17 protein-coding genes are annotated in these 21412 nt (G+C 64.2%); 5 read left to right on the top strand and 12 right to left on the bottom strand.

Translation table 11 applies throughout. The features are described 5' to 3' along the window. The first annotated feature begins 67 nt into the window (after positions 1 to 67). The gene (locus tag XI09_RS01830) at positions 68 to 1867 is read left to right on the top strand and encodes a caspase family protein (RefSeq protein ID WP_271565433.1); all 1800 of its coding nucleotides are present in this window, start codon (positions 68 to 70) and stop codon (positions 1865 to 1867) included. Between the two features lie 264 nt (positions 1868 to 2131). Further along, positions 2132 to 3058 (top strand): hypothetical protein, encoded by a 927-nt coding sequence (locus XI09_RS01825; protein WP_271565432.1) that lies wholly within the window; start codon positions 2132 to 2134, stop codon positions 3056 to 3058. A 70-nt stretch (positions 3059 to 3128) separates the two neighbouring features. Here the strand turns inward: XI09_RS01825 and XI09_RS01820 are convergent, their stop codons facing one another. The 4 genes from XI09_RS01820 to thiD all read right to left on the bottom strand — a co-directional run bounded on the left by XI09_RS01820 (position 3129) and on the right by thiD (position 7149). Beyond that, positions 3129 to 4112, bottom strand: coding sequence for a threonine/serine dehydratase (locus tag XI09_RS01820; RefSeq protein WP_271565431.1), 984 nt, complete (start codon positions 4110 to 4112; stop codon positions 3129 to 3131). A gap of 165 nt (positions 4113 to 4277) precedes the next feature. Then, positions 4278 to 5321: a glycosyltransferase family 4 protein gene (locus tag XI09_RS01815; RefSeq protein WP_271565430.1), complete on the bottom strand. Its 1044-nt coding sequence runs from the start codon at positions 5319 to 5321 to the stop codon at positions 4278 to 4280. Beyond that, entirely contained in the window at positions 5321 to 6133 is an 813-nt protein-coding gene (locus XI09_RS01810) for a UDP-2,3-diacylglucosamine diphosphatase (RefSeq protein WP_271565429.1), read from the bottom strand. Before XI09_RS01810 ends, XI09_RS01815 begins: the two co-directional genes overlap by 1 nt. 215 nt (positions 6134 to 6348) lie before the next feature. Then, the gene (thiD, locus tag XI09_RS01805; RefSeq protein ID WP_271565428.1) at positions 6349 to 7149 is read right to left on the bottom strand and encodes a bifunctional hydroxymethylpyrimidine kinase/phosphomethylpyrimidine kinase; all 801 of its coding nucleotides are present in this window, start codon (positions 7147 to 7149) and stop codon (positions 6349 to 6351) included. A gap of 309 nt (positions 7150 to 7458) precedes the next feature. On the opposite strand from thiD, the gene XI09_RS01800 reads away from it, so the two are divergent. Both XI09_RS01800 and XI09_RS01795 read left to right on the top strand, forming a co-directional pair. Then, on the top strand, positions 7459 to 9438 hold the full coding sequence (locus XI09_RS01800; protein ID WP_271565427.1) for a hybrid sensor histidine kinase/response regulator: 1980 nt from the start codon (positions 7459 to 7461) through the stop codon (positions 9436 to 9438). Positions 9439 to 9553: 115 nt separating this feature from the next. Further along, positions 9554 to 9799, top strand: a complete 246-nt coding sequence (locus tag XI09_RS01795; protein ID WP_018642903.1) for an Lrp/AsnC ligand binding domain-containing protein — start codon at positions 9554 to 9556, stop codon at positions 9797 to 9799. Positions 9800 to 9868: 69 nt separating this feature from the next. Here the strand turns inward: XI09_RS01795 and XI09_RS01790 are convergent, their stop codons facing one another. Then, positions 9869 to 10795, bottom strand: coding sequence for a c-type cytochrome (locus tag XI09_RS01790; RefSeq protein ID WP_271565426.1), 927 nt, complete (start codon positions 10793 to 10795; stop codon positions 9869 to 9871). A gap of 154 nt (positions 10796 to 10949) precedes the next feature. On the opposite strand from XI09_RS01790, the gene XI09_RS01785 reads away from it, so the two are divergent. Beyond that, positions 10950 to 11369 (top strand): CHRD domain-containing protein, encoded by a 420-nt coding sequence (locus XI09_RS01785; RefSeq protein ID WP_271565425.1) that lies wholly within the window; start codon positions 10950 to 10952, stop codon positions 11367 to 11369. 96 nt (positions 11370 to 11465) lie between these two features. On the opposite strand, the gene XI09_RS01780 is transcribed toward XI09_RS01785, so the two are convergent. The 7 genes from XI09_RS01780 to XI09_RS01750 all read right to left on the bottom strand — a co-directional run bounded on the left by XI09_RS01780 (position 11466) and on the right by XI09_RS01750 (position 21280). Further along, positions 11466 to 12749, bottom strand: coding sequence for a cystathionine gamma-synthase family protein (locus XI09_RS01780; protein ID WP_271565424.1), 1284 nt, complete (start codon positions 12747 to 12749; stop codon positions 11466 to 11468). Positions 12750 to 13066: 317 nt separating this feature from the next. Continuing rightward, the gene (locus XI09_RS01775) at positions 13067 to 13516 is read right to left on the bottom strand and encodes a cytochrome c (RefSeq protein ID WP_271565423.1); all 450 of its coding nucleotides are present in this window, start codon (positions 13514 to 13516) and stop codon (positions 13067 to 13069) included. A 125-nt stretch (positions 13517 to 13641) separates the two neighbouring features. Next, positions 13642 to 15951 carry a xanthine dehydrogenase family protein molybdopterin-binding subunit gene (locus tag XI09_RS01770; RefSeq protein ID WP_271565422.1) on the bottom strand — a complete coding sequence of 770 codons (2310 nt, stop codon included), beginning with the start codon at positions 15949 to 15951 and terminating at the stop codon, positions 13642 to 13644. Between the two features lie 286 nt (positions 15952 to 16237). Beyond that, a complete protein-coding gene (locus tag XI09_RS01765) occupies positions 16238 to 16513 on the bottom strand; it encodes a DUF1127 domain-containing protein (protein WP_271565421.1) in 276 nt (91 codons plus the stop codon). A 771-nt stretch (positions 16514 to 17284) separates the two neighbouring features. Beyond that, the gene (gene murJ / locus XI09_RS01760) at positions 17285 to 18811 is read right to left on the bottom strand and encodes a murein biosynthesis integral membrane protein MurJ (RefSeq protein WP_271565420.1); all 1527 of its coding nucleotides are present in this window, start codon (positions 18809 to 18811) and stop codon (positions 17285 to 17287) included. Between the two features lie 261 nt (positions 18812 to 19072). Further along, positions 19073 to 20224, bottom strand: a complete 1152-nt coding sequence (locus XI09_RS01755) for a DegT/DnrJ/EryC1/StrS family aminotransferase (RefSeq protein ID WP_271565419.1) — start codon at positions 20222 to 20224, stop codon at positions 19073 to 19075. A 51-nt stretch (positions 20225 to 20275) separates the two neighbouring features. Next, the gene (locus tag XI09_RS01750) at positions 20276 to 21280 is read right to left on the bottom strand and encodes a Gfo/Idh/MocA family protein (RefSeq protein WP_092190753.1); all 1005 of its coding nucleotides are present in this window, start codon (positions 21278 to 21280) and stop codon (positions 20276 to 20278) included. Positions 21281 to 21412: the final 132 nt, after the last annotated feature.

Genomic DNA, 21412 nt, shown 5'->3' with positions numbered 1-21412 from the left:
GGGTCGAACGCGGCCAAGCTACCTCGCAACCAATCTCGTATCGAGATCAGTGCCAGAGGAGCACGCCATGTTCCGCCTAAAGCCTTTCCTGATGACTGCGGGCCTTATCGGAAGCCTGTTCGGCTTCGCCTGCGGGCCTGTTTCCGCGCAAGTCGCCCCGGTCGAGCCGGCCCCCACCGCACTGCAAGGCCCGGAGCAGCGGGTGGCGCTGGTGATCGGCAATTCGAACTACCAGAACGCGCCGCAGCTCCAGAATCCCGACAATGACGCCGAGTCGATGGCGAAGTTCCTGAATTCGGCCGGCTTCGAGGTGGTCGCCGCAACCGACCTCACCCAGAACGACATGCTCCGCGTGGTGCAGGACTTTTCCGCCAAGGTCTCCGCGCGCGGTCCGAATACCGTGGCGATGGTCTACTACGCCGGTCACGGCGTGCAGCTCGCCGGCGAGAATTATCTCGTTCCCGTCGACGCCAAGGTCTCCAGCCCGACCGAGCTCGTCACCAATTCGGTGCGCCTGGTCGACGTGATGTCGACGCTGGAGACGATCCCGAGCCGCATGCGCATCGTCATCCTCGATGCCTGCCGCAACAACCCGTTCCCGAGCGTCAACGACGCCGGCCGCGGCCTTGCCATCGTCGATGCGCCGAACGGCTCGATCGTCGGCTATTCGACCGCGCCGGGCGCCGAGGCGCTCGACGGCACCGGCGGCCACAGCCCCTACACCCAGGCCTTCCTCAACGCCGCGCGCGAGCCCAACGTGCCGATCGAGCAGCTGTTCAAGCGCGTGCGTCTGGAAGTGAACCAGACCACCAGCGGCGCGCAGATCCCGTGGGAGAGCTCCTCGCTGACATCAGACTTCACCTTCTTCGGCGACACGGCTGTCGCTGCCAACCGCGCGCCGGTGAATGCACCCGTCGTGCAGATGGCCTCCAACCTGCCGAGCCGCTCGACGCGCCAGGCCTATGACTACGTCGTGTCAGAGGGACGGCCGGAGTACTATCAGGAGTTCATCCAGATGTACCCGCACGATCCGCTGTGCGATCACATCCGCTGGCTGCTCAACAACCTCCTGCTCACGCAGGCCTGGCACAAGGCGGTGCTTGCGAATTCGCCGCTCGGCTACCAGACCTTCTACGACAGCTATGGCAACAGCCCCTACGCCGTGTCCGCGCTGAAGCTCGCAGCACAGCCGAAGCTGATCCCCTTGATGCAGGCGACGAAGTTCCTGGCCCCGCAGAACATTGCGCCGACCTTCAAGATCGGCAATCTCGGCCAGCCCAAATACATGCCGCTCCAGCAGAGCAATGGTGGTGGTCAGATGAACGGAAATCTGCCGGTCGTGCAGAAGCCCGTGGACGGTAACGTCATCGGCAAGCTCGGCAATGGCGGCCAGATCGTCAACCTGCCGGCGGGCAACAACCAGCCGAACGGCACGCCGTCGCAGACCCCGGGCAAGATCGTCACCCTGCCCGCGCCGACCAACACCACCAACAACAATGGCGGCATCGGCAAGATCGTGACGCTGCCCGCGACCAACAACACGCCGAACGCCGGCAATGGCAACGGCACCCCCGGCAAGATCGTGAGCATGCCGGTGAATGTCGGCAAGGGCGGTTCAACGGTCGACGTGAAGCCTGTTCAGACGCAGAACAACCCGAGCCGCGTCAACAACGGCAACACCGGCATCGTGAAGCTCAACAACAACCCGGTGAACAAGGTGCAGGTCCAGAACACCCAGCAGAACAACCGCCCGCAGTTCAATGCGACCACCCGTATGGTCAACAACGGCGGCAACAACTTCCGGCAGTCGATGAACCAGGCGCCGTCCATGAGCAACGGCAACAATCACCGCGGCTTCATGCACTGATCGCGGCAAGCGAAACGACAAAGGGGCAGAGCGGAAACGCTCTGCCCCTCCTTCACGTCAGAAACGAACACATATCATGGTCCGGTCATTCTTGGCAGGAGTCTTGCTTGATATGAACAGTAATTCCCAGCCAGCATTTCCGCCGAGAAATATTGACCCTTGAACTGGCGTCACACCAACCGAAGTTCCATTTCTGATGCAAATAGAGCCCTTTGAAGAACTGAGATCGGAATACGGGATATCGCTTGAATATAGGGGGTGGCGATGAACGGAAGCGACGAAGAGGATTTGGCAATTCTGAAAGAAAAGCTCGCAGCGGTCATCTCCCGCAAGCAGAGCAAAGCATTCGGTGCCCCCGTCGAAGAGACTTGGGAGCCAACGAGCTGGCGCGACATGATCACGCGCTACAATGATGACCTTTTGATTACAGCTCTGCTATACGTCGCGACCTTCATCATTTCCGTGGTTTTCGCATACGAAGCGCTCTCGGAGAGAGATAAGGTTATTCCACTTCTGTTCAGCGCGGCACTTCTGGGGGCCCTTCTGGAGCTTATCCGCCGCACGCTGGACACGGCATTCAAACGACTGACCACGATCGACCTCTTTGTCGCCGAGATTGTCAGCATCTTACGCGTCTTTTCAGCGGCCAACATCATCGGTGACTTCGCGGCCCAATATCTGAGGGTGAGTGATGCGACCGCCTCGCATTCGTCAACGGAGCCTGACTCCGGTGTTGGGTTTGCCGACAGCGCTCGCAAAGAAAGCTACCTGACCGTATTCGAGAAGAATTCCGCGGAGCTTGGTGCGCTTGGCTCACAAGTGGTCAACAACGTTACGGCCTTCTCGACATTCTTCAAGGCATCACGCGATGCGACAGGAGCAATTGCGAATTGGACAAAGGCGGGCTACAGCCAGCAACAAAAGAAGGATGATCTGATCGCCATTATAGATCTCTGCTTTCTGATGACATTGCACGGCCACGAGGCGCTCAAATATCTGATCTCTCCGAATCACGAAAATAACTTCAAGCATGCGGAGAACATCCTGGCTAGCGTGCAGCTACAATGTTTTATGTTCCTCGATGCAGTGCTTCCCATGGATAATTTCAGACGCCCTCGGCTAAAGCAGCGCCGAGAGCGTTGCGAGAAATTGGCGCAACAATATGGTTATGTATTTGTCGCTGGCAAGTAGCTGAAAGGACCCGGAATGGCCCTCTTCGAGAGGGATCGACCGAGGTCCCTTGTTCGCAGTTCAACTATAGTCAGGCCACCAGCTCGGCGAACAAATCGGCATCGACATTGCCGCCGGAGAGCACGATGACGACGTTCTTGCCGGCGACGTCGAGACGTCCCGCGAGCAGCGCGGCAAGGCCGACGGCGCCGCCGGGCTCGACCACCAGCTTCAGCTCGCGATAGGCGAACGCCACCGCCGCGCCGACTTCCTTGTCGGATGCCGTGACGCCGCGCGCTAGCAGCTTGCTGTTGATCGCAAAGGTCATCTCGCCGGGGATCAGCGCCATCAGCGCATCGCAGATGGTGCGGCCAGCCGGCCCATGCGGCTCGCGATGACCCGCGGTCAGCGAAATGCCGTGATCGTCGAACGCTTCCGGCTCGGCCACCACGATCTGCGCCTGCGGATATCGCGCCTTCACGGCGGTCGCGACGCCGGCGATCAGTCCGCCGCCAGAGGCCGGAGCCACCACGATGTCGGGCGCGAGGCCAAGTGTTGCCATGTCTTCCGCGATCTCGCGGCCGGCGGTGCCCTGCCCTGCGATCACGAAGGGATCGTCATACGGCCTGACCAGCGTCGCGCCGCGCTTCTCGGCGATGCCGCGCGAGATCGCCTCGCGGTCGTCGCGGTCGCGGTCGTACAGCACGACCTCGGCGCCATAGGATTTGGTGCGCTCGCGCTTGGACAGCGGCGCGTCCGCGGGCATCACGATGGTCGCCTGCATGTCGAGGATCTTGGCCGCCGCCGCAACGCCCTGGGCGTGGTTGCCGGAGGAGAATGCCACGACGCCGCCGGCGCGCTGGTCCTGCGGGATCGAGGCGACCTTGTTGAAGGCGCCGCGGAACTTGAAGGAGCCGGTGCGCTGGAGCATCTCCGGCTTCAGGAACACTTTTGCGCCGACGCGCTCGTTGAGCACGGGAAAGGACAACAGCGGGGTACGGATGGCGAAGGGCGCGATCACCCGCGCTGCGGCATCGATATCGGCAGGGCCGATCGGAAGGGGCTGTTCGGTCATGGCTGACCTTATCGCGGCGGATGAGGCCCGGGCAAGACACCTCCGCGCGAGGGTTTCGAAAGCGTTTTCGAGCGAAGTGGATACCGGTTCGCGTGAAGAAAACGCGTCAAAACAAGAATCTAGAGCCCGTTCCGATCCATCGGAACGGAAATGGCTCTAGCCCCTTCAGGCGACGAAGCGTGGCTGTTCCCCGCCGTTCCGGCCGGGCAGCACCGCGCCGACGGCCCTTATGCTGTCGATAAAGGCCCTCGCCGAGGCTTCCCAGGTGTAGTTGGCGGCGAATTCGACGCAGGCCTGCCGGGAAACGTCGAGCGCGGCGAAGCAGGCATTGCGCAGATCGTGATCGAGGGCGCCGACCGGCGCATCGCCGATCACGTCGCGGGGGCCCTTCACCGGGAAGGCCGCGACCGGCAGGCCGCTTGCGAGCGCTTCCAGCAGGACCAGGCCGAACGTGTCGGTCTTGCTGGGAAACACGAACACGTCGGCGGCCGCATAGATTTCCGCCAGCGCCTCGCCGTGCTTCTCGCCGAGGAAGATCGCGTCGGGATAGGCCTCTTCGAGCGAAGCCCGCGCCGGGCCGTCGCCGACGACCACCTTGGTGCCGGGCAGCTTGAGGTCGAGGAACGCCTCGAGATTCTTCTCCACCGCGACGCGGCCGACCGAGAGGAACACCGGGGCCGGCAGGCAGAGATCGATCGCGCGGGGATGGAATAAGTGCGTGTCGACGCCGCGCGGCCACAGCACGACATTGTCAAAGCCGCGCTCGGTCAGCTCGCCGGCGAGCGCCGGGGTCGCCGCCATCACGGCCCGGCTCGGCGCATGGAAACGGCGCAGCGCCCGCCAGATCAGCGAGCCCGGAACCGGCACCCGGGCGCGGACATATTCGGGAAAGCGGGTGTGGAAGCTGGTCGTGAACGGCAGCTTGCGCTGGCGGCAATAGCGGCGGACCATCAGGCCGATCGGCCCTTCGGTCGCGATATGGATGCTGTCGGGACGGGCTTCCTCGATCAGCTTCGCGATCCGCGCCGGGCGCGGCATCGCGAGCCGCACGTCGCGATAGCTCGGCATCGCGAAGGTGCGGAACGATTGCGGCGTCAGGAACGTGAACTCGACGCCGAGCCCTTTGGCGGCGTCAGCAAGCTTGGTCAGCGTCCGAACCACACCGTTGACTTGCGGGTGCCAGGCGTCGGTCGCGACCAGGATGCGCATCAAGCGGCCCTTGCTGCGACCTGCGGGACGGCTGCCGGCTTTTGCAGCTGATCCGCCCAGGTGATGATCTCGAAATGGCCGTCGTCGTGCTCGACCAGCGCGGTGCAGCTCTCCACCCAGTCGCCGCAGTTCATGTAGCGGATGCCGGCCTCGTCGCGGATCACGGCATAGTGGATGTGGCCGCAGATCACGCCGTCGGCGTCGTGACGGCGCGCTTCGGCGGCGAGCGCCTGCTCGAACGCGCCGATATAGTTGACGGCGTTCTTGACCTTCTGCTTGGCCCATTGCGACAGCGACCAGTAGGGCACCTTGAACATGCGCCGGAAGAAGTTGACGAAGCGATTCATCTGGATCGCGAAGTCGTAGGCCTTGTCGCCGAGATGGGCGAGCCAGCGCGCGTTCTGCACCACGAGATCGAAGATGTCGCCGTGGATGACGAGATAGCGCTTGCCGTCCACGCCGGTGTGGACGGTGTTCTCGACCACGTCGATGCCGCCGAAATGCGTGCCGTAGTAATTGCGCAGGAACTCGTCGTGATTGCCGGGGATGTAGATCACCTTGGCGCCCTTGCGCGCCTTGCGCAAAAGCTTCTGGACGAGGTCGTTATGCGATTGCGGCCAGTGCCAGCTCGATTTCAGCGCCCAGCCGTCGACGATGTCGCCGACGAGGTAGATCGTCTCGGCGTCATGGTAGCGCAGGAAGTCCAGCAGAAGGTCGGCTTGTGAACCGCGGGCTCCGAGATGAACGTCGGAGATGAACAAGGTGCGAAAGCGCCTTTCAGGGCTCTCGTCACTCACATCGTAGCTTCCCATGCGACAGCCTGTAACAATATCCCGTGACAGGGGGATGACCAATTGAACCTTTGAGGCACCCTCAGATACGAATCAAACCTCGCCTCGCCCTCCCCGCGAATATCAGTCGCATGCGACAATCAGGCGACATGAAGCGGCCATGGCTGTCCGCAAAAGCCCGGATCCCGTCGCCTTATTGGTTAACGGCGGGGCCGGCGCGCAGCTCGAAGCCGGCGTCAGTAGAACTTGTGGAAATGATGGATCGGCCCGTGGCCGTGACCGACGCTGAAGCGGTCGGCAGCCGCGATCGCGGCGCTGATCCAGACCTTGGCGTTGCGCACCGCCTGCTCGAGAGTCTCGCCCCTAGCAAGACCTGCCGCCACGGCCGAGGACAGCGAACAGCCGGTGCCATGGGTGTTTTGGGTGGCGACGCGGGGCGCGGCGAGCGCGATTGTGCTTTCGGACGTGACGAGATAGTCGATGCTCTCGGCCCCCTCGCCGTGCCCACCCTTGATCAGGACGGCACGGCAGCCGAGCGCCAGCAGGCGGCGCCCCTGGCTTTCGATCCCGGCCTCGCTGGCCGCGACCTGCTCGCCGAGGAGAGCCGCGGCCTCCGGCAGGTTCGGCGTGATCACCGAGGCCAGCGGCATCAGTCGTGTGCGCAGGGCTTCCACGGCTTCGGACGCCAGCAGGCGATCGCCTGACGTTGCGACCATCACGGGATCGAGCACCACATGGCGGGGCTTCCAGCGCGCCAGCGCGGCCGCGATCGCATCGATGCTGGCGGCCTGGGCCACCATGCCGATCTTCACCGCGCCGACGTCGAGATCGGAGAACACCGCATCGATCTGCGCAGTGACGAAATCAGCCGGCACCGCATGAATGCCGGTGACTCCGCGCGTGTTCTGCGCCGTCAGCGCCGTGATCGCGGAGGCGCCGTAGACGCCGAGCGCCGCGAAGGTCTTCAGATCCGCCTGGATGCCGGCGCCGCCGCTCGAATCGGAACCGGCAATGGTCAGCGCCACGGGCGTCGTCATCGCCGGATACAGTCGTTTGAGAGGAACACCGCCATGGCCTGTCCTAGCGCGCCCCTGGAACGCCAGCAAGCCGGACCGGCCGCGGCAGCGGTGATTCGCGACACCGCCGGTCGGGGTCCAGGCCAATCAGGCGGAGCCGATTCGGGGCGGCATTGTCGCCCCCGAATCAGGAACATGCTGCAATATATGGCCCGACACGGCCTTGGCCCTTGGCCTCCACACCGATGAGTGAGGCCTTGGGCGGCAGAGCCGTCCAATGGCACCAATGCTGCGGGCCGACCCGACCTGCAAGCCTCTCGGGGTGGAATCATGTGGGCCTTCTTCGAACGTCTCCTCGACTCCTCGATGTTCTCGCCGCACGGGATCTGCCTGCTCTGGGAGCCCGAACTGATCTGGCTGCACGTCGTCTCGGACGCCTGCATCGCCGCAGCCTATTTCTCGATTCCGTTCGCCCTTGCGATCCTCGTCACCAAGCGGCGCGACCTCAGATTCGGGTGGGTCTACTGGGCGTTCGCGGTCTTCATCATGGCGTGCGGCCTGACGCATGTGCTGTCGATCTACACGCTCTGGGTCCCGGTCTACGGCATCGAGGGCATGGTCAAGGCGGCGACGGCCATTGCGTCGGTCTTCACGGCCGGTGCGCTCTGGCCGCTGTTGCCGAAGATCCTGACGATCCCCTCGCCGTTCGAGCTCCGGCAGGTCCAGGCCGCGCTCGAGGAGGAGGAGACCAAGAACCGGGATGCAGCCCAGCTGCTCGGACAGGTCCGTGAAGCCCAGCGCGCGCTGCGCGAGAGCATGACTCGCCTCACCGCCGTGGTCGAGACCGCGGTCGACGGCGTCATCCTGTTCGACGCGCAAGCCCGCATTCTCCTGTTCAATCCCGCCTGCGAACGCTTGTTCGGCTATCGCGCCGACGAGGTCATGAACCGCGACATCGGCATGCTGATGTCCAACGAGGAGAGGCCCTCATCCACGGGTCATGCGCGGCGCTTCGCAAACGGGGAAGCCGGCGGCCTGCGCAAGGACGGATCGACCTTTCCGATGAATCTGTCGGTGGGTCAGGCGTGGCAGGACGGCGAGCTGATCTACGTCGGAATCGTCCACGACCTGACCACGCGCAAGCTGACCGAGCAGCAGCTTCAGCAGGCGCAGAAGATGGAGACGGTCGGCCAGCTCTCCGGCGGCATCGCCCACGACTTCAACAATCTGCTCACCGTCATCATCGGTAACGCGGAATTTCTCAGCGACCAGCTCAAGGCCCATCCCGACCTCAGGCGTTTCGCCGACGATATCTGCCTGTCGGGCGAGCGGGGCGCGGAGCTGACGCAGCGGCTGCTCGCGTTCAGCCGCCGCCAATTGCTGCAACCGCGGACGATCGAGTGCCGCGACCTCCTCGAGTCCATGCACAAGCTGCTCAAGCGGACCTTGCGCGAAAACATCGAGATCAACACGGCGTTCGGCCCCGGCTCGATCCTGGCCTTCGCCGACCGCGCCCAGCTCGAAGCCGCAGTCCTCAATCTCGCGCTCAACGCGCAGGACGCCATGCCGGCCGGCGGGCATCTCACCCTGAGCACCGAGCTCGCCGCGATCGACGACGACTATCGCGCCCTTCACCCGGAAGTGGCGTCCGGCAGCTACGCCCTGATCTCCGTCACCGATGACGGCGAAGGCATGACGCCTGACGTCATCGAGCACGCTTTCGAGCCGTTCTTCACCACCAAGGAAGTCGGCAAGGGCTCGGGCCTCGGCCTCAGCATGGTCTACGGCTTCGCCAAGCAATCCGACGGCCATGTCGCGATCTATAGCGAGCAGGGCCTGGGGACGACGGTCCGGCTCTACCTGCCGCGCCCCGGCGCCGGACAATCGGTGGCCGACGCGCCGGAGAGCGAGGAGGCGGCGCCGCGAGGCTACGAGACGATCCTGGTCGCGGAAGACGATCCGTTCGTGCGCTCCTCGGCCATCCGCAGGGTGGAATCTCTTGGATATCGCGTGATTGCGGCCGTCAACGGCAAGGAGGCCCTGCAGCGACTGCGCACCGATCCCAGCATCGACATGCTGTTCACCGATATCGTGATGCCGGGGGGCATGAGCGGCTGGGAGCTCGCCGATCAGGCCCGGCTCATTCGCCCCGGTCTCCCGGTCCTGTTCACCTCGGGCTACGCGCTGGAGACCCTGGTCGAGCAGGGCCGAGCGCGCACGCAATCGATCCTTCTGACCAAGCCCTATCGCAAGATCGAGCTTGCGCAGCGGCTCCGGGACGCATTCGCCGCGGCAGCCCTGACCTCGTAGGGCAGGACCGGCGTCCGCGCGCGGGGCGATCTCTCCCGGGCGCCAGCAAGTTCGCTTGCCAAGCCCGGCCGGTTTTGGCCTATTAGCCGCCAGATATGCCTTCGGAGTGACTGCAATGGTTCCTTTTTTCGTCCAGATCAAATGCAAGCTCGGCCAGTCCTACACGGTCGCCAATGCGCTCGCCGAAGCCGAGATCGCCTCCGAGATCTACTCCACCGCCGGCCAATACGACCTGCTGGTGAAATTCTACGTCGACAAGGACACCGACATCGGCCACTTCGTCAACGAGAAGGTGCAGGTGCTGCCGGGCATCCAGGACACGCTCACCATCATCACCTTCAAGGCATTCGGCACCGGCTAGCTGCCCGGAATTGACGCAAGCAAAGGATGCTGGCGCGATCCCTGTGTGCCAATCGGAAAAGGACCGGCCTCAGGCGCCACCCTCCTTGCGCTTCGGGCGCGGCGGACCGTCCACCGGCGGCAGCGACTTGACGTAATCCGCCATCGCCGCGATGTCCTCGTCCGACAATTGCGAGGTGTTCCTGATCACGCGCTTCATCGCGCCGCCGGCGCTGTCGCCATCGGGCAAGTCGCCCGTCTTCAGGAAATAGGCGATATCCTTCGCGCTCCACTCGCCGATGCCCTTTTGCGTGACGTTCGGCACCCATCCCTCGCCTTCCGGATTGGGACCGCCGGCGAAGCGCTGCGCGGTGATGATGCCGCCGAGCAGATTGCGCGGGCTATGACACTCCGCGCAATGGCCGAAACCGTTGACGAGATAGGCGCCGCGATTCCGTTGCGGCGACTTCGCGCCGTCGGCGACGAACGGCTTGCCATCCATGAACAGCAATTTCCAGATTCCGACATTGCGGCGGATGTTGAACGGAAACGGCAGGTCGTGGTCGCGCACTTTGCCGGACACCGGCGGCAGCGTCTTCAGATAGGCGAAGAGATCGCGAACGTCCTCCACCTTCGCCAGATGGTAGGACGTGTAGGGAAAGGCCGGGAAGTAGTGCCTGCCCTCGGGCGACACGCCGCGCATCACGGCACTGACGAAATCGGTCTCGCTCCAGCGCCCGATGCCGTCGGCGGGATCGGGGGAAATGTTGGGCGCGTAGAACGTGCCGAATGGCGAGCCGAGCGCCAGGCCCCCGCCGAGCCGCAAGCGGTCGGGCTGGTTGGGCACGGCATGGCAGGATGAGCAGCCGCCGACGTTGAAGATCTCCTGCCCGTTGGCAAGATCCGGCGCGCGGGATGGCAACGGCACGGCCGATGCAGCCGGCGCGGTCAGCCACCAATAGGCGCCCAAGCCTGCAACGGCGGCCATCAGCATGACAAGAATTGTTCGTCGCAGCATCGAGGTGTCCCATGGAGATCAGGCGAACTTACGGATTCGGCGGCGGCCGCTCCAGCCACGAATAATTTAGATGGTTTGAGCCCGATCCGGGAATAAACTCAAACGCGCACTGTTTGCAGGTTAATAGCAATCAGGCGTCAACAGGGAGAGACACATGAACAGAGCCCTTTTTGCCACGCTGGCACTCGGAGCTGCCGTCGCGTTCGCCGCGCCGGCCAGCGCGGAGAAACTGAAGGCGACGCTGGACGGCAAGTCCGAAGTGCCCGCCACCACCACCAGCGGCACTGGAACGGCCGCCCTGGACTATGACGCTGCGAGCAAGAAGCTCTCCTGGAAGGTGACCTATTCGGGCCTCTCCGGCCCTGTCACCGCCGCTCATTTCCATGGGCCCGCCGAGGCCGGCAAGAACGCCGGCGTCTCGGTCGCGATCCCGAATGCGGCGTCGAGCCCGGTCGAGGGCTCTGCAACCCTGACCGACGCGCAGGCCGCCGATCTGCTGGCCGGCAAGCTCTACGTCAACATCCACACCGCGGCCAATCCGGGCGGCGAGATCCGCGGTCAGGTGACGAAGTAAGCTTCAACGACGGCTTCGTCGGCGAAGGCCGGGTGCTGGAGGGAGCGCCCGGCCTTTTCGATTCAAGAGAAGCATTTGAAATCAGTAGCCAGGAACTCAAGCCGCACTCAGCGCCTGCTCGAGGTCCGCGATCAAATCCGACGGGTTTTCGATGCCGATCGACAGCCGGATCGTGGAATCGAGAACGCCGATCTTCTGGCGGATGTCGGCGGGAACGCCGGAATGGGTCATCGTCGCAGGCAGGCTGGCAAGCGACTCCGTGCCGCCGAGGCTCACCGCGAGCTTGAGGATTTGCAGCGCATTGAGGAATTTGACCGCGGCCTCCTTGCCGCCGACGATGTCGAACGAGAACGTCGAGCCCGCCCCAAGGCACTGCCTTGCGAACACGCGTCCGGCCGGCGAGGCCTCTTCATGGTGACCGAGATAGTGGACCTTCGCCACCTTGTCATGATCGCGCAGGTAATCCGCCACGAGCCGCGCATTCGCATCTGCTTTTTCCATCCGCAGGCTCAGCGTCTCGAGCGAGCGGTTGATCATCCAGCAGGAATGCGGATCGAGCTGGGTGCCGATGGCGCCGCGCAGCGCCTTGATGCCCTTCATGATCGCCTTCGCGCCGAGCGCGGCGCCAGCGATCAGGTCTGAATGACCGCCGACATATTTGGTCAGCGAGTACAGCGAAAGGTCCGCGCCGTGCTCGATCGGCCGCTGAAACACCGGGCCGAGCAGCGTGTTGTCGCAGGCGATGATCGGCGTGTGTCCCTGGGCCTTTCCGATCGCATCGGCGATGCGGCGGATCATCGCGACGTCGACCAGGCCGTTGGTCGGGTTGGCCGGGGTCTCGATCAGGATCATCGAAACCCGACCCTTGCGCATCGCCTCCTCCGAGGCCTGCTTGACCGCCGTCTCGTCGATGCCGTCGGCAAAGCCGACGGCGCCGATCGACAGGCGCGCAAGCGTGTTCGTCAGCAGGGTTTCCGTCCCGCCATAGAGCGGCTGCGAGTGCAGGATGACGTCGCCGGGGCGGACGAAGGCGAGGATCGTGGTTGCGATGGCCGCCATGCCGGAGGAGAACAGCGCGCAGCTCTCGGTGCGCTCATAGACCGCGAGCCTGTCCTCGACGATTTCGCTGTTGGGGTGGTTGAAGCGCGAATAGACCAGGCCCGCGCCCATGCCTTCCGGTGGCTCGCGCCGGCCGGCGACGAAATCGAAGAAGTCCTGCCCGTCCTCGGCCGTCCTGAACACGAAGGTCGAGGTCAGGAACACCGGCGGCTTGATGGCGCCTTCCGACAGCTGCGGATCATAGCCATAGGTCAGCATCAGCGTTTCCGGATGCAGCATATGGTTGCCGATGTGGGTCTTCGACGGGAACGGTTTTACCATGGCCTGTCTCGCTGTTCTGGTTGGATCCTCGTCGCGCGTTGGAACTCCCTGGTGAGGCGTGGGGGGAGCAATGCGTCGTCATCCAATGGCACGCATCAACGTCGCGTCGGCTGGGTTTGAAGATAACCGCTCCGACAACGATCCGTCAGGCCTTGCGAATAGAATTTGCTGCGTCTCTCACCGCTGTCATTCCCCGCGAAAGCGGGGAATCCAGTATCCCAGAGACGTCAAACGGTCCTGCCCCGCCACGGCGTACCGCCCGCTTTCACGGGTGATGACACGAAATAGCAGGAGGTTGAGCGTGAAAGATCGGGCCGCTACTTCAACTTCAGCCGATATGTCTCGTGGCAGTCGGTGCAACGATCGTTGATCGCGGTATAGGCGGCCTTGAGGCTCGCGACGTCGGTGATCTTGCCCTTGACCTCCGCGATCGCCTTCTGCACCGGCGGGATCTTGGAGTCGAAATCGGCCTTGTTCTTCCAAACCTTCGGCGAGGCCCCATAGGTCGCGTTCACCACGTCCTGCTTTGGATTGACCTCGAAGGTCTTGGCGATCTTGGCGACGTCGGTCTCGAGATTGGCGATCGCCTCGTCGGCGGCCTTCTGGTCGTAGGGGATGTCGCCCTTGGTCATCTTCTGGATGACCGTATAGAGGCTCTTGGCCTGCGAGCGCATCAGATTGTCCTGCTGAACCGCGACCTCCTGCTGCGCCATCACGGCGCCCGCGCCCAATAGCAGGGTCGTCACGACAATCATCGTCCGTTTCATTGGTCAGTTTCTCCGACTCGCAGATGTCTTGGGATTGGACCCTCCCCCCGCTTCACGGGAGTCGCGGTCCATTCATGGATAGAACCCCGCGCGAGGCGTTTATTCCCGCGGGGGAGGATTGTGGCTTACAGGCTGTGACGGCGACGGTGCTCGCTGATGGCGATCCACACCCGCTCCGGGGTTGCCGGCATGTCGATGTGGTCGATCTTGTACTCGCGCCAGAGCGCGTCAACGATGGCGTTGACGACGGCCGGACAGGAGCCGATCGCGCCGGCCTCGCCCGCCCCCTTCACGCCCATGGGATTGGTCTTGCAGGGAACGTTGGCGGTCTCGAACACGAAGGACGGGCCATCCGCCGCCCGCGGCAGCGCGTAGTCCATGAAGGTCGCGGTGATCAGCTGGCCATCGCCCGCGCCGTAGACCACCTGCTCCATCAAGGCCTGGCCGATGCCTTGCATGGCGCCGCCATGCACCTGCCCGGCGAGCAGGAGCGGGTTGAGCGTCTTGCCGAAATCGTCGACGATCACGTAGTTGACGATCTTGATGATGCCGGTCGCCGGATCGATCTCGACTTCCGCCACATGGGTGCCGTTGGGATAGGTGCCGTCGGCGCTGGCGAAGGTCGCGCTGCCGTTCAGCTTCGACGGATCGGCGCCGGGACGCTTGGCGAGGTCGGCGAAGGAGATCGAGCGGTCGGTGCCGGCGATCCGGATCACGCCGTCGGTGATCTCGAGGTCGCCCGCGCTCGCTTCCAGCGCCTGCGCTGCGAACTCCTTCAGCTTCTTGCCCAGATCGCCCGCAGCGCGCTCCACGCAGACGCCGCCCGTGGGTATCGAGGCCGAGCCGCCCGTGCCGAGACCCGTCGCGATCTCGTCGGTGTCGCCCTGGCGGATATGCACGCGCTCCGGCGGCAGCCCGAACTGCTCGGCGACGATCTGGGCGTAGGCGGTCTGGTGCCCCTGCCCGCTCGATTGCGTGCCGATCAGCACGGTGACGTCGCCATTGGGATCGAGGCGGACGTTGGCCGTCTCCTCACCCATCACGCCGCAAATCTCGACATAGCTCGCAAGGCCGATGCCGCGGATCAGGCCGCTCTTCTTGGCCGCCTTGGCGCGCTTGGGAAATTCCTTCCACTCGGCGATCTCCATCGCACGCTTGAGATGCGCGGCGAAGTCGCCGGAATCATAGACCTTCCCCGTCGCGGTCTTGTACGGCAGCGCCTTCGGCGGGATGAAATTCTTGCGGCGGATCGCATCCGGCGTCATGTCGAGTTTTCGCGCGCAGGCATCGACCAGACGCTCGATGACATAGGCCGCCTCGGGCCGGCCCGCACCGCGATAGGCATCGACCGGCACGCTGTGGGTGAAGATGGTGCGCACCCGGCAGTGGAAGGCCTGGATGTCGTAGAGGCCCGGCAGCATGCCGGCGCCGCCATGCGGAATGTAAGGTCCGAAGGTCGACAGATAGGCGCCCATGTCGCCCATCAGGTCGCAATCCATGGCGAGGAACTTGCCGTCTTCAGTCAGCGCCATCTTCGCGGTGGTGACGTTGTCGCGACCCTGCGCGTCGCCCATGAAATGCTCGGAGCGGTCGGCCGCCCATTTCACCGCCTTCTTCAACTGCCGCGCGGCAACCGCCATCAGGGCGTATTCGCGGTACGGAAACAGCTTCGTACCAAAACCGCCGCCGACGTCGGGGCAGATCACCCGCATCTTCTCGGTCGGGATGTTGAGCACGTTCTGGCAGAGGATGTCGCGCAGGCGATGGCTGCCCTGGCTGCCGACCGTCAGCGTCAGATGGTCGCGCTTGGCGTCATATTCGCAGACCGCCGCGCGCGTTTCCAAGAAGCTTGCGACCACGCGCGGATTGACGATGGCGATTTCGGCGACCGCATGCGCCTTGGCAAAGGCGGCTTCGGTCGCGGCCTTGTCGCCGATCGAGACGTCGAACAGCACATTGCCGGGCTTGTCCGGCCAGACCTGCGGCGCGCCCTTCTTCACGGCATTGACGACGCCGGTCACCGATGGCAGCGGGCTCCATTTGACCTCGATCGCCTCGATCGCGTCGCGCGCCTGGTCGATGGTCTCGGCGACCACGAAGGCGATGGAATCGCCGACATGGCGCACTTCATCCTTCGCGAGGATCGGGTAAGGCGGGCCGGTGAAAGGATCGGTCTCGAGATTGAACAGGCACGGCAGATTGCCGAGGTCCTTGACGTCGTCGGCGGTCAGGATCAGCGCGACGCCGGGCAAGCCGCGGGCGCGACTCGCATCGATGGTGTATTTGGCATGCGCATGCGGCGAGCGCAGCATCAGGCAGCGGAGCGCAGCCTGCGGCGCATAATCGTCGGTATAGCGGCCCTTGCCGCGGATGAGCGCGTCATCCTCCTTGCGCAGCACACTTTGGCCGACGCCGAACTTGATGGGGGCTGCCATTTTTCTCGTCCCGTCCTATGGTTGTTTTGCCGGCATATTGCCGTGGAAAAAGTGGCAAGGCAAACGGGTTTAGCCATGCACAGTCCGCGAAGACTCGCCCGGCGCCTCGCCTGTCAGAGCGGGATGCGACGAAAAGGCCGCAGCTTGGTCATTTCCATGTGAAGAACGGTCCGGTTGATGGCATGATAGTTGCCGAACTCGTCCCGCAGTGCACTCCTAAAGAGAAGTAGTCGCGCTGACTGCCGCTTGTTCGCAAAGCGCATCTCCGCTTCTAACGGTTGATCACCTACATCCCCCCTCGGCTCCATAGATCCGTGGCGCGCTCTCTCAGCTTATCGATAGCGCGTTCCGGCGTGATGTAGTCGATCTCGCCACGCGTCAGGCCGATATCCATCAGCTCCCTGTCACTCAGGTCCTGCAATGTGACCCGAGGGCGCTGCCGCCGCTCCTGAAACGCATACCAATATCGCCTGAGCAGGCTCAAGATGGTGGAGAGGTCGAGGCGAAGCCTCGCGGCATCGCCCCCGGTCTCGGATGCGATGTTCGTCTGTTGGGGTGGCATCGGATGCTCCTGCTGTTGTGCCGGCGGGGAGCGTGGCCAAAGAAAAGGCCCCGTCCGATGCCGGCGGGGCCTGGTGGAAAGATGTCGTCGTCGAAATCCTAGCGCACGACTCCTTCCACGGCCCAGCCGAAGCGGGTCATGTGGTTGCGGTTGACGGTGCGTACGGATTTGATCATGAGACACCCATACCACGGCAAGCGCGCAAAATCAAGAGATGTGCGGAGGCCGATTGCATCCTGGAGGCGAGCCCCTAGCACCGTTAGCCCGCGGGACGACTTTTGACCTGACATCAAGCGCAAGAAAGCGAACAGACAGCAGAGCCGCTCGGTTGATCGCTGATAACCACGCTTTCCCGCCCCTCGGCGAAGTCATTATGATGTTTCAGTTGCGATTTGGAATGCACTCATCTTAGAACCGCGCCATGATGAGCACATCATGCAATAGTAGCGTTCCAAGGAGCGAGCGTCAGATGACCATTCCGACATGTTCGAAGTGCGAAGGGCACGCTTTCGAGCGCGGACGTATCGTGCCGTTAGGAGAACAGCGAGAGGTTTCCGTTCTGCAGTGCGCTCGCTGCGGCACTGTGGTTGGGGTATTGGAGTCGCAACTATCTATAGAGAGCCTTCATAAGCAGGTCGCAAATATTGACGCTGGTATCTCCCGCATCGTTAAGGCAATGCAGGAGCTTTGATCGGAAGTGGTAGGGCCCACGGCACGTGAGGCCGCGCCCCCTGAGCAGTCATTGAGAGGCCAAACTCTATCGGGACACGCCTAGCCGCGCACCAGCGAGACCAGCCAGCGGCGGCCGAACAACGCGAGAATCGCGACTGCGTAGACGATCGTGCCGCCGACCGCGAGCAGCACTAGCATCAGCTCATCGTGGAAGTGCATCGAGCCCAGCCAAGAACCGCTGAAGCGTGCGATCAGCCAGAAGGCGGCGGCCAGGATGAGCCCGGTCAGCAGGAATTTCGCGAGCGACATCAGCCAGGCTCGGTCCGGCACGAGAAAGCCGCGCCGCACGGCGAAGAACAGCACCAGCAAGAGATTGGTCCAGACGCCGACAGCGGTTGCCAGCGCAAGGCCGATCTGGGCGAGCGATCCCATCAGGGCAACCTTCAGCGCGACGTTGACGGCGATGCCGGTCAGCGACGCGCGAACCGGCGTCGCCGTGTCCTTGCGCGCATAGAAGGTCGCGACCGCGCTGCGGATCAGCACGAAGGGGATCAGGCCGATGGCATAGGCCGCGAGCGTGGCGCCGGCGGCGGCGGCATCGGCCTTCGAGAACGCGCCGCGGGCGAACAGCGCGCGCATGATCGCATCCGGCACGGTGATAAAGGCCGCCACGAACGGGATCGAGAACAGCAGCGTGAAGTCGAACGCGCGGCGCTGCGCTTTCATCGCGCCATCATGGTCGTTGGCGGTGATCCGCCGCGACATCTCCGGCAGCAGCACCGTGCCGATGGCAATGCCGATGACGCCGATCGGCAGCTGGTTGAGGCGGTCGGCGTAATACAGCGCCGACAGCGCACCCGCAGGGAGGAAGGTCGCGATGATGGTGTCGGCGAACAGCGCGACCTGCGTGCCCATCGAGCCCAGCGTCGCGGGCCCCAACGCCCTAAAGAAGCCGCGGACGTCTTCGTCGAGCTTGAGCGGCGCAAATCGCGGCAGGCCGCCATGGCGGGCGAGATCGCCCGCCAGCAAAAAATATTGCAGGAAGCCAGAGATGAGGACGCCCCAGGCCGCGGCGTGGCCCGCGGTCGGAAACCAGACGGCAACTGCCAGCGTCATCATCATCGCGACGTTGAGGAAGATCGAGGCGGCCGCGGCGCTGGCAAAGCGCTGCATCACGTTGAGCATGCCGCCGTAGAGCGTCACCAGCGTGATCAGCAGCAGATAGGGAAAGGTGATCCGGGTCAGCTCGATCGCGAGCTTGCGCTGCTCGGCGTCTTCGCCGAAGCCGGGCGCCAGAATGCTCATGGCTTGCGGCATGAACAGCCAGGCGGCGATCAGCAGCAGAACTTGCGAGGCCAGCAGCAGCGTGAAGATGCGGTCGGCGAACAGCCGTGCCGCCCCCTCCCCGCGCTCGCCATGGACATGCGCATAGGCGGGCACCCAGGCGGCGTTGAAGGCGCCCTCGGCAAAGATCGCACGGAAATGATTGGGCAGCCGCAGCGCCACGAAAAAGGCGTCGGCCACCGGGCCGGCGCCAAGGATCGCCGCGAGCATGATGTCGCGGGCAAATCCCGTCAGCCGCGAGAGCAGCGTGTAACCACCGACTGTGAAGATACGTCCGAGCATGCGTCTCTTGTAGAGCCTTATCGGTCAATCGATAAGGCTCTACAGCATGGCGAGATTAGGTCTAGGAGCAAGCTGCAGGAAGGTTTGCTCCCTCCCCTGCTTGCGGGCAATTGCACATGAGCTGCGCGTCAGGAACGCCGACAGTCTCCACAGCGTCATGGCCGGGCTTGTCCCGGCCATCCACGCCTTGCCACGCACACAAAGAACGTAGATGCCCGGGACAAGCCCGGGCATGACGACCAGCGCCGCAAAACGGCGAAATCAGCCCGCAAGCGCGCCGCGCACGGCGGCGATGATTCGCTCCTGGTCGGCTTCGGTCAGGTAGGCGTGCATCGGCAGGCTGATGACGTCCTGCGACAGGCTCTCGCAAGCAGGCAGGCCGCCCTCGGCGACCGGATACTGCTTGTAGGCGGTCTGCTGATGCATCGACTTGCCGTAATAGATCGCGGTCGGCACGCCCTGGGCCTTCAGCGCGGCGGCAAAGCCGTCACGGTCGGTGCCCTCAGGGAGGCGGATCGTGTACTGCGCCCAGACCGAGGTATGGCCCGGCGCAAGGCGCGGCACGGTGACCACGTTGCTGAGCCCGCGCTCATAGCGTTCGGCAACCCGGTTGCGGGCGGCGATCTCGTCGTCAAAAATCTTCAGCTTCTCGATCAGGACCGCGGCCTGCATGGTGTCGAGCCGGCCGGTCAGGCCGAGGCGGACGTTGTCGTATTTGTCCACGCCCTGCCCGTGCACGCGGATGCTGCGCAGCTTAGCTGCGAGCTCGTCGTCATCAGTGAAGATCGCGCCGCCGTCGCCGAAGCAGCCGAGCGGCTTTGCCGGGAAGAAGCTGGTGGCGGTGGCGTGCGCAAGGGTGCCGAGCTTGCGGCCCTTGTAGCTCGCGCCAAAACCCTGGGCGGCATCGTCGAGCACGAACAGGCCTTCGGCCTTTGCGATCTCGGCGATGGCGTCGTGATCGGCAGGCTGGCCGAACAGGTCGACCGGAATGACCGCGGCGGGCTTGAGGCCGGCCTTGCGCGCGGTCGCGATGCCGCGCTTCAGCGATTCCGGGCTCATGTTGAAGGTCGCCTCGTCCACGTCGACATAAACAGGCGTCGCGCCGGTCCGCGCCACCGGCGAGGCGGTTGCGATGAAGGTGAAGGAGGGACACAGCACGGCATCGCCGGGCCCGACATTCTTCGCCATCATCACCATCAGGATCGCGTCGGTGCCGCTGGCGCAGCCGATGACGTGCCTGGCGCCGCAATAGGCCGCGAGCTGCTTCTCGAGCTCGGCGACTTCAGGGCCGTTGACGAACTGGCAATGGTCGAGCACGCGCTTGACGGCGGCATCGAGCGAGGCGCCGAGCCGGCGGCGCTGCGAGCCGACGTCGATGAAGGGAATGGGTTCGGAGCGCAGATGCTGGTTCATGGCGCCTTGCTGATTGTCCTGCGAAGTTGGAGAAGCCGACATGGATGGAGATCAGCCGGCGACGCGGCGCGGAGCCTTGCGGGCGGGCGACGTCGCGGCGGGGCGCGACGGCGTCTCCAGGCACTGCGTGGCGATCTCGAGGCTGGCGACGCCCTCGTCGCCGGTGACCGCCGGCGTCTCGCCGTGGCGCACGGCCTTGAGGAACGCGATCAGCTCGGCGCGGAGCGGCTCGTCGTGGCCGACAGGCAGATGCCGCATCGAATAGCTGCCATCGGGCTTGAAGCCAAAGCACTCGGTGACCTGGCGCGTCAAGAGATCGCCCATCACGTATTTGCCGCGGGTCGCGACCGTGACGCTGCGCGCCTTGAACGGCGTCAGCCAGTTGGTGTTGATGTGCGCGAGCACGCCGTTGGCGGTGCGGAACTGCAAGAGCGCGATGTCCTCGCGCTCGGCGACTGCGCTCGACAGCTGCGGCTGCACCTCGACGATGTCGGATTCGGTGAACCAGCGGATCAGGTCGATGTCGTGCACGGCGAGGTCGATGACGACGCCGACATTGGACATGCGCGGCGGGAACGGACCGACGCGCGTGATCGCGATCGAGAGGATGTCCTCGCCCGCGATCGCCTGCTTGACGGCGGCGACCGCCGGATTGAAGCGCTCGACATGGCCGACCATCAGCGTGACGCCGGCCTTTTGCGCGGCGGCGACGATCTCACGGCCTTCAGCGACCGTGGAGGCGATCGGCTTCTCGACCAGCACGTGGATGTTCTTGGCGATGCAGGCGAGCGCGACCTCGTGATGCAGATGGGTGGGCGCTGCGATGGTGACGGCATCGACGCCGGCGGCGAAGAGCTGGTCGAGCGTCTCGAACCCCTGGCAGTTGGCAAGCTCGCTGGTGCGCGTCAGGTGCGCCGGCGAGGGATCGACCACGCCGACGAGGGTGACTCCGGGAAGACCCGCGAGCACGCGCGCGTGGTTGCTGCCCATCACGCCGGCGCCAATGACGCCGACGCGCAAGCCTGCCTTGGCAGGTGCTGACCCTTTGGAACTCATTTGAGCAAACCCCGATTCAACGCAAATCCCCGGGCCGCTTCTAGCACGGACGCCACATTTGTGGCGAATGCACAGCTTCCGGTCCGGACACGATTTGATTCAAAAAGTTACACGTCCCCCGGGCCTTAAGCC

Origin of the sequence: Bradyrhizobium sp. CCBAU 11386, assembly GCF_028128955.1 — a bacterium.
Lineage (GTDB): Bacteria > Pseudomonadota > Alphaproteobacteria > Rhizobiales > Xanthobacteraceae > Bradyrhizobium.
The sequence above is the reverse complement of the archived record's forward strand: the minus strand, read 5'-3'. Positions and strand labels throughout refer to the sequence as shown.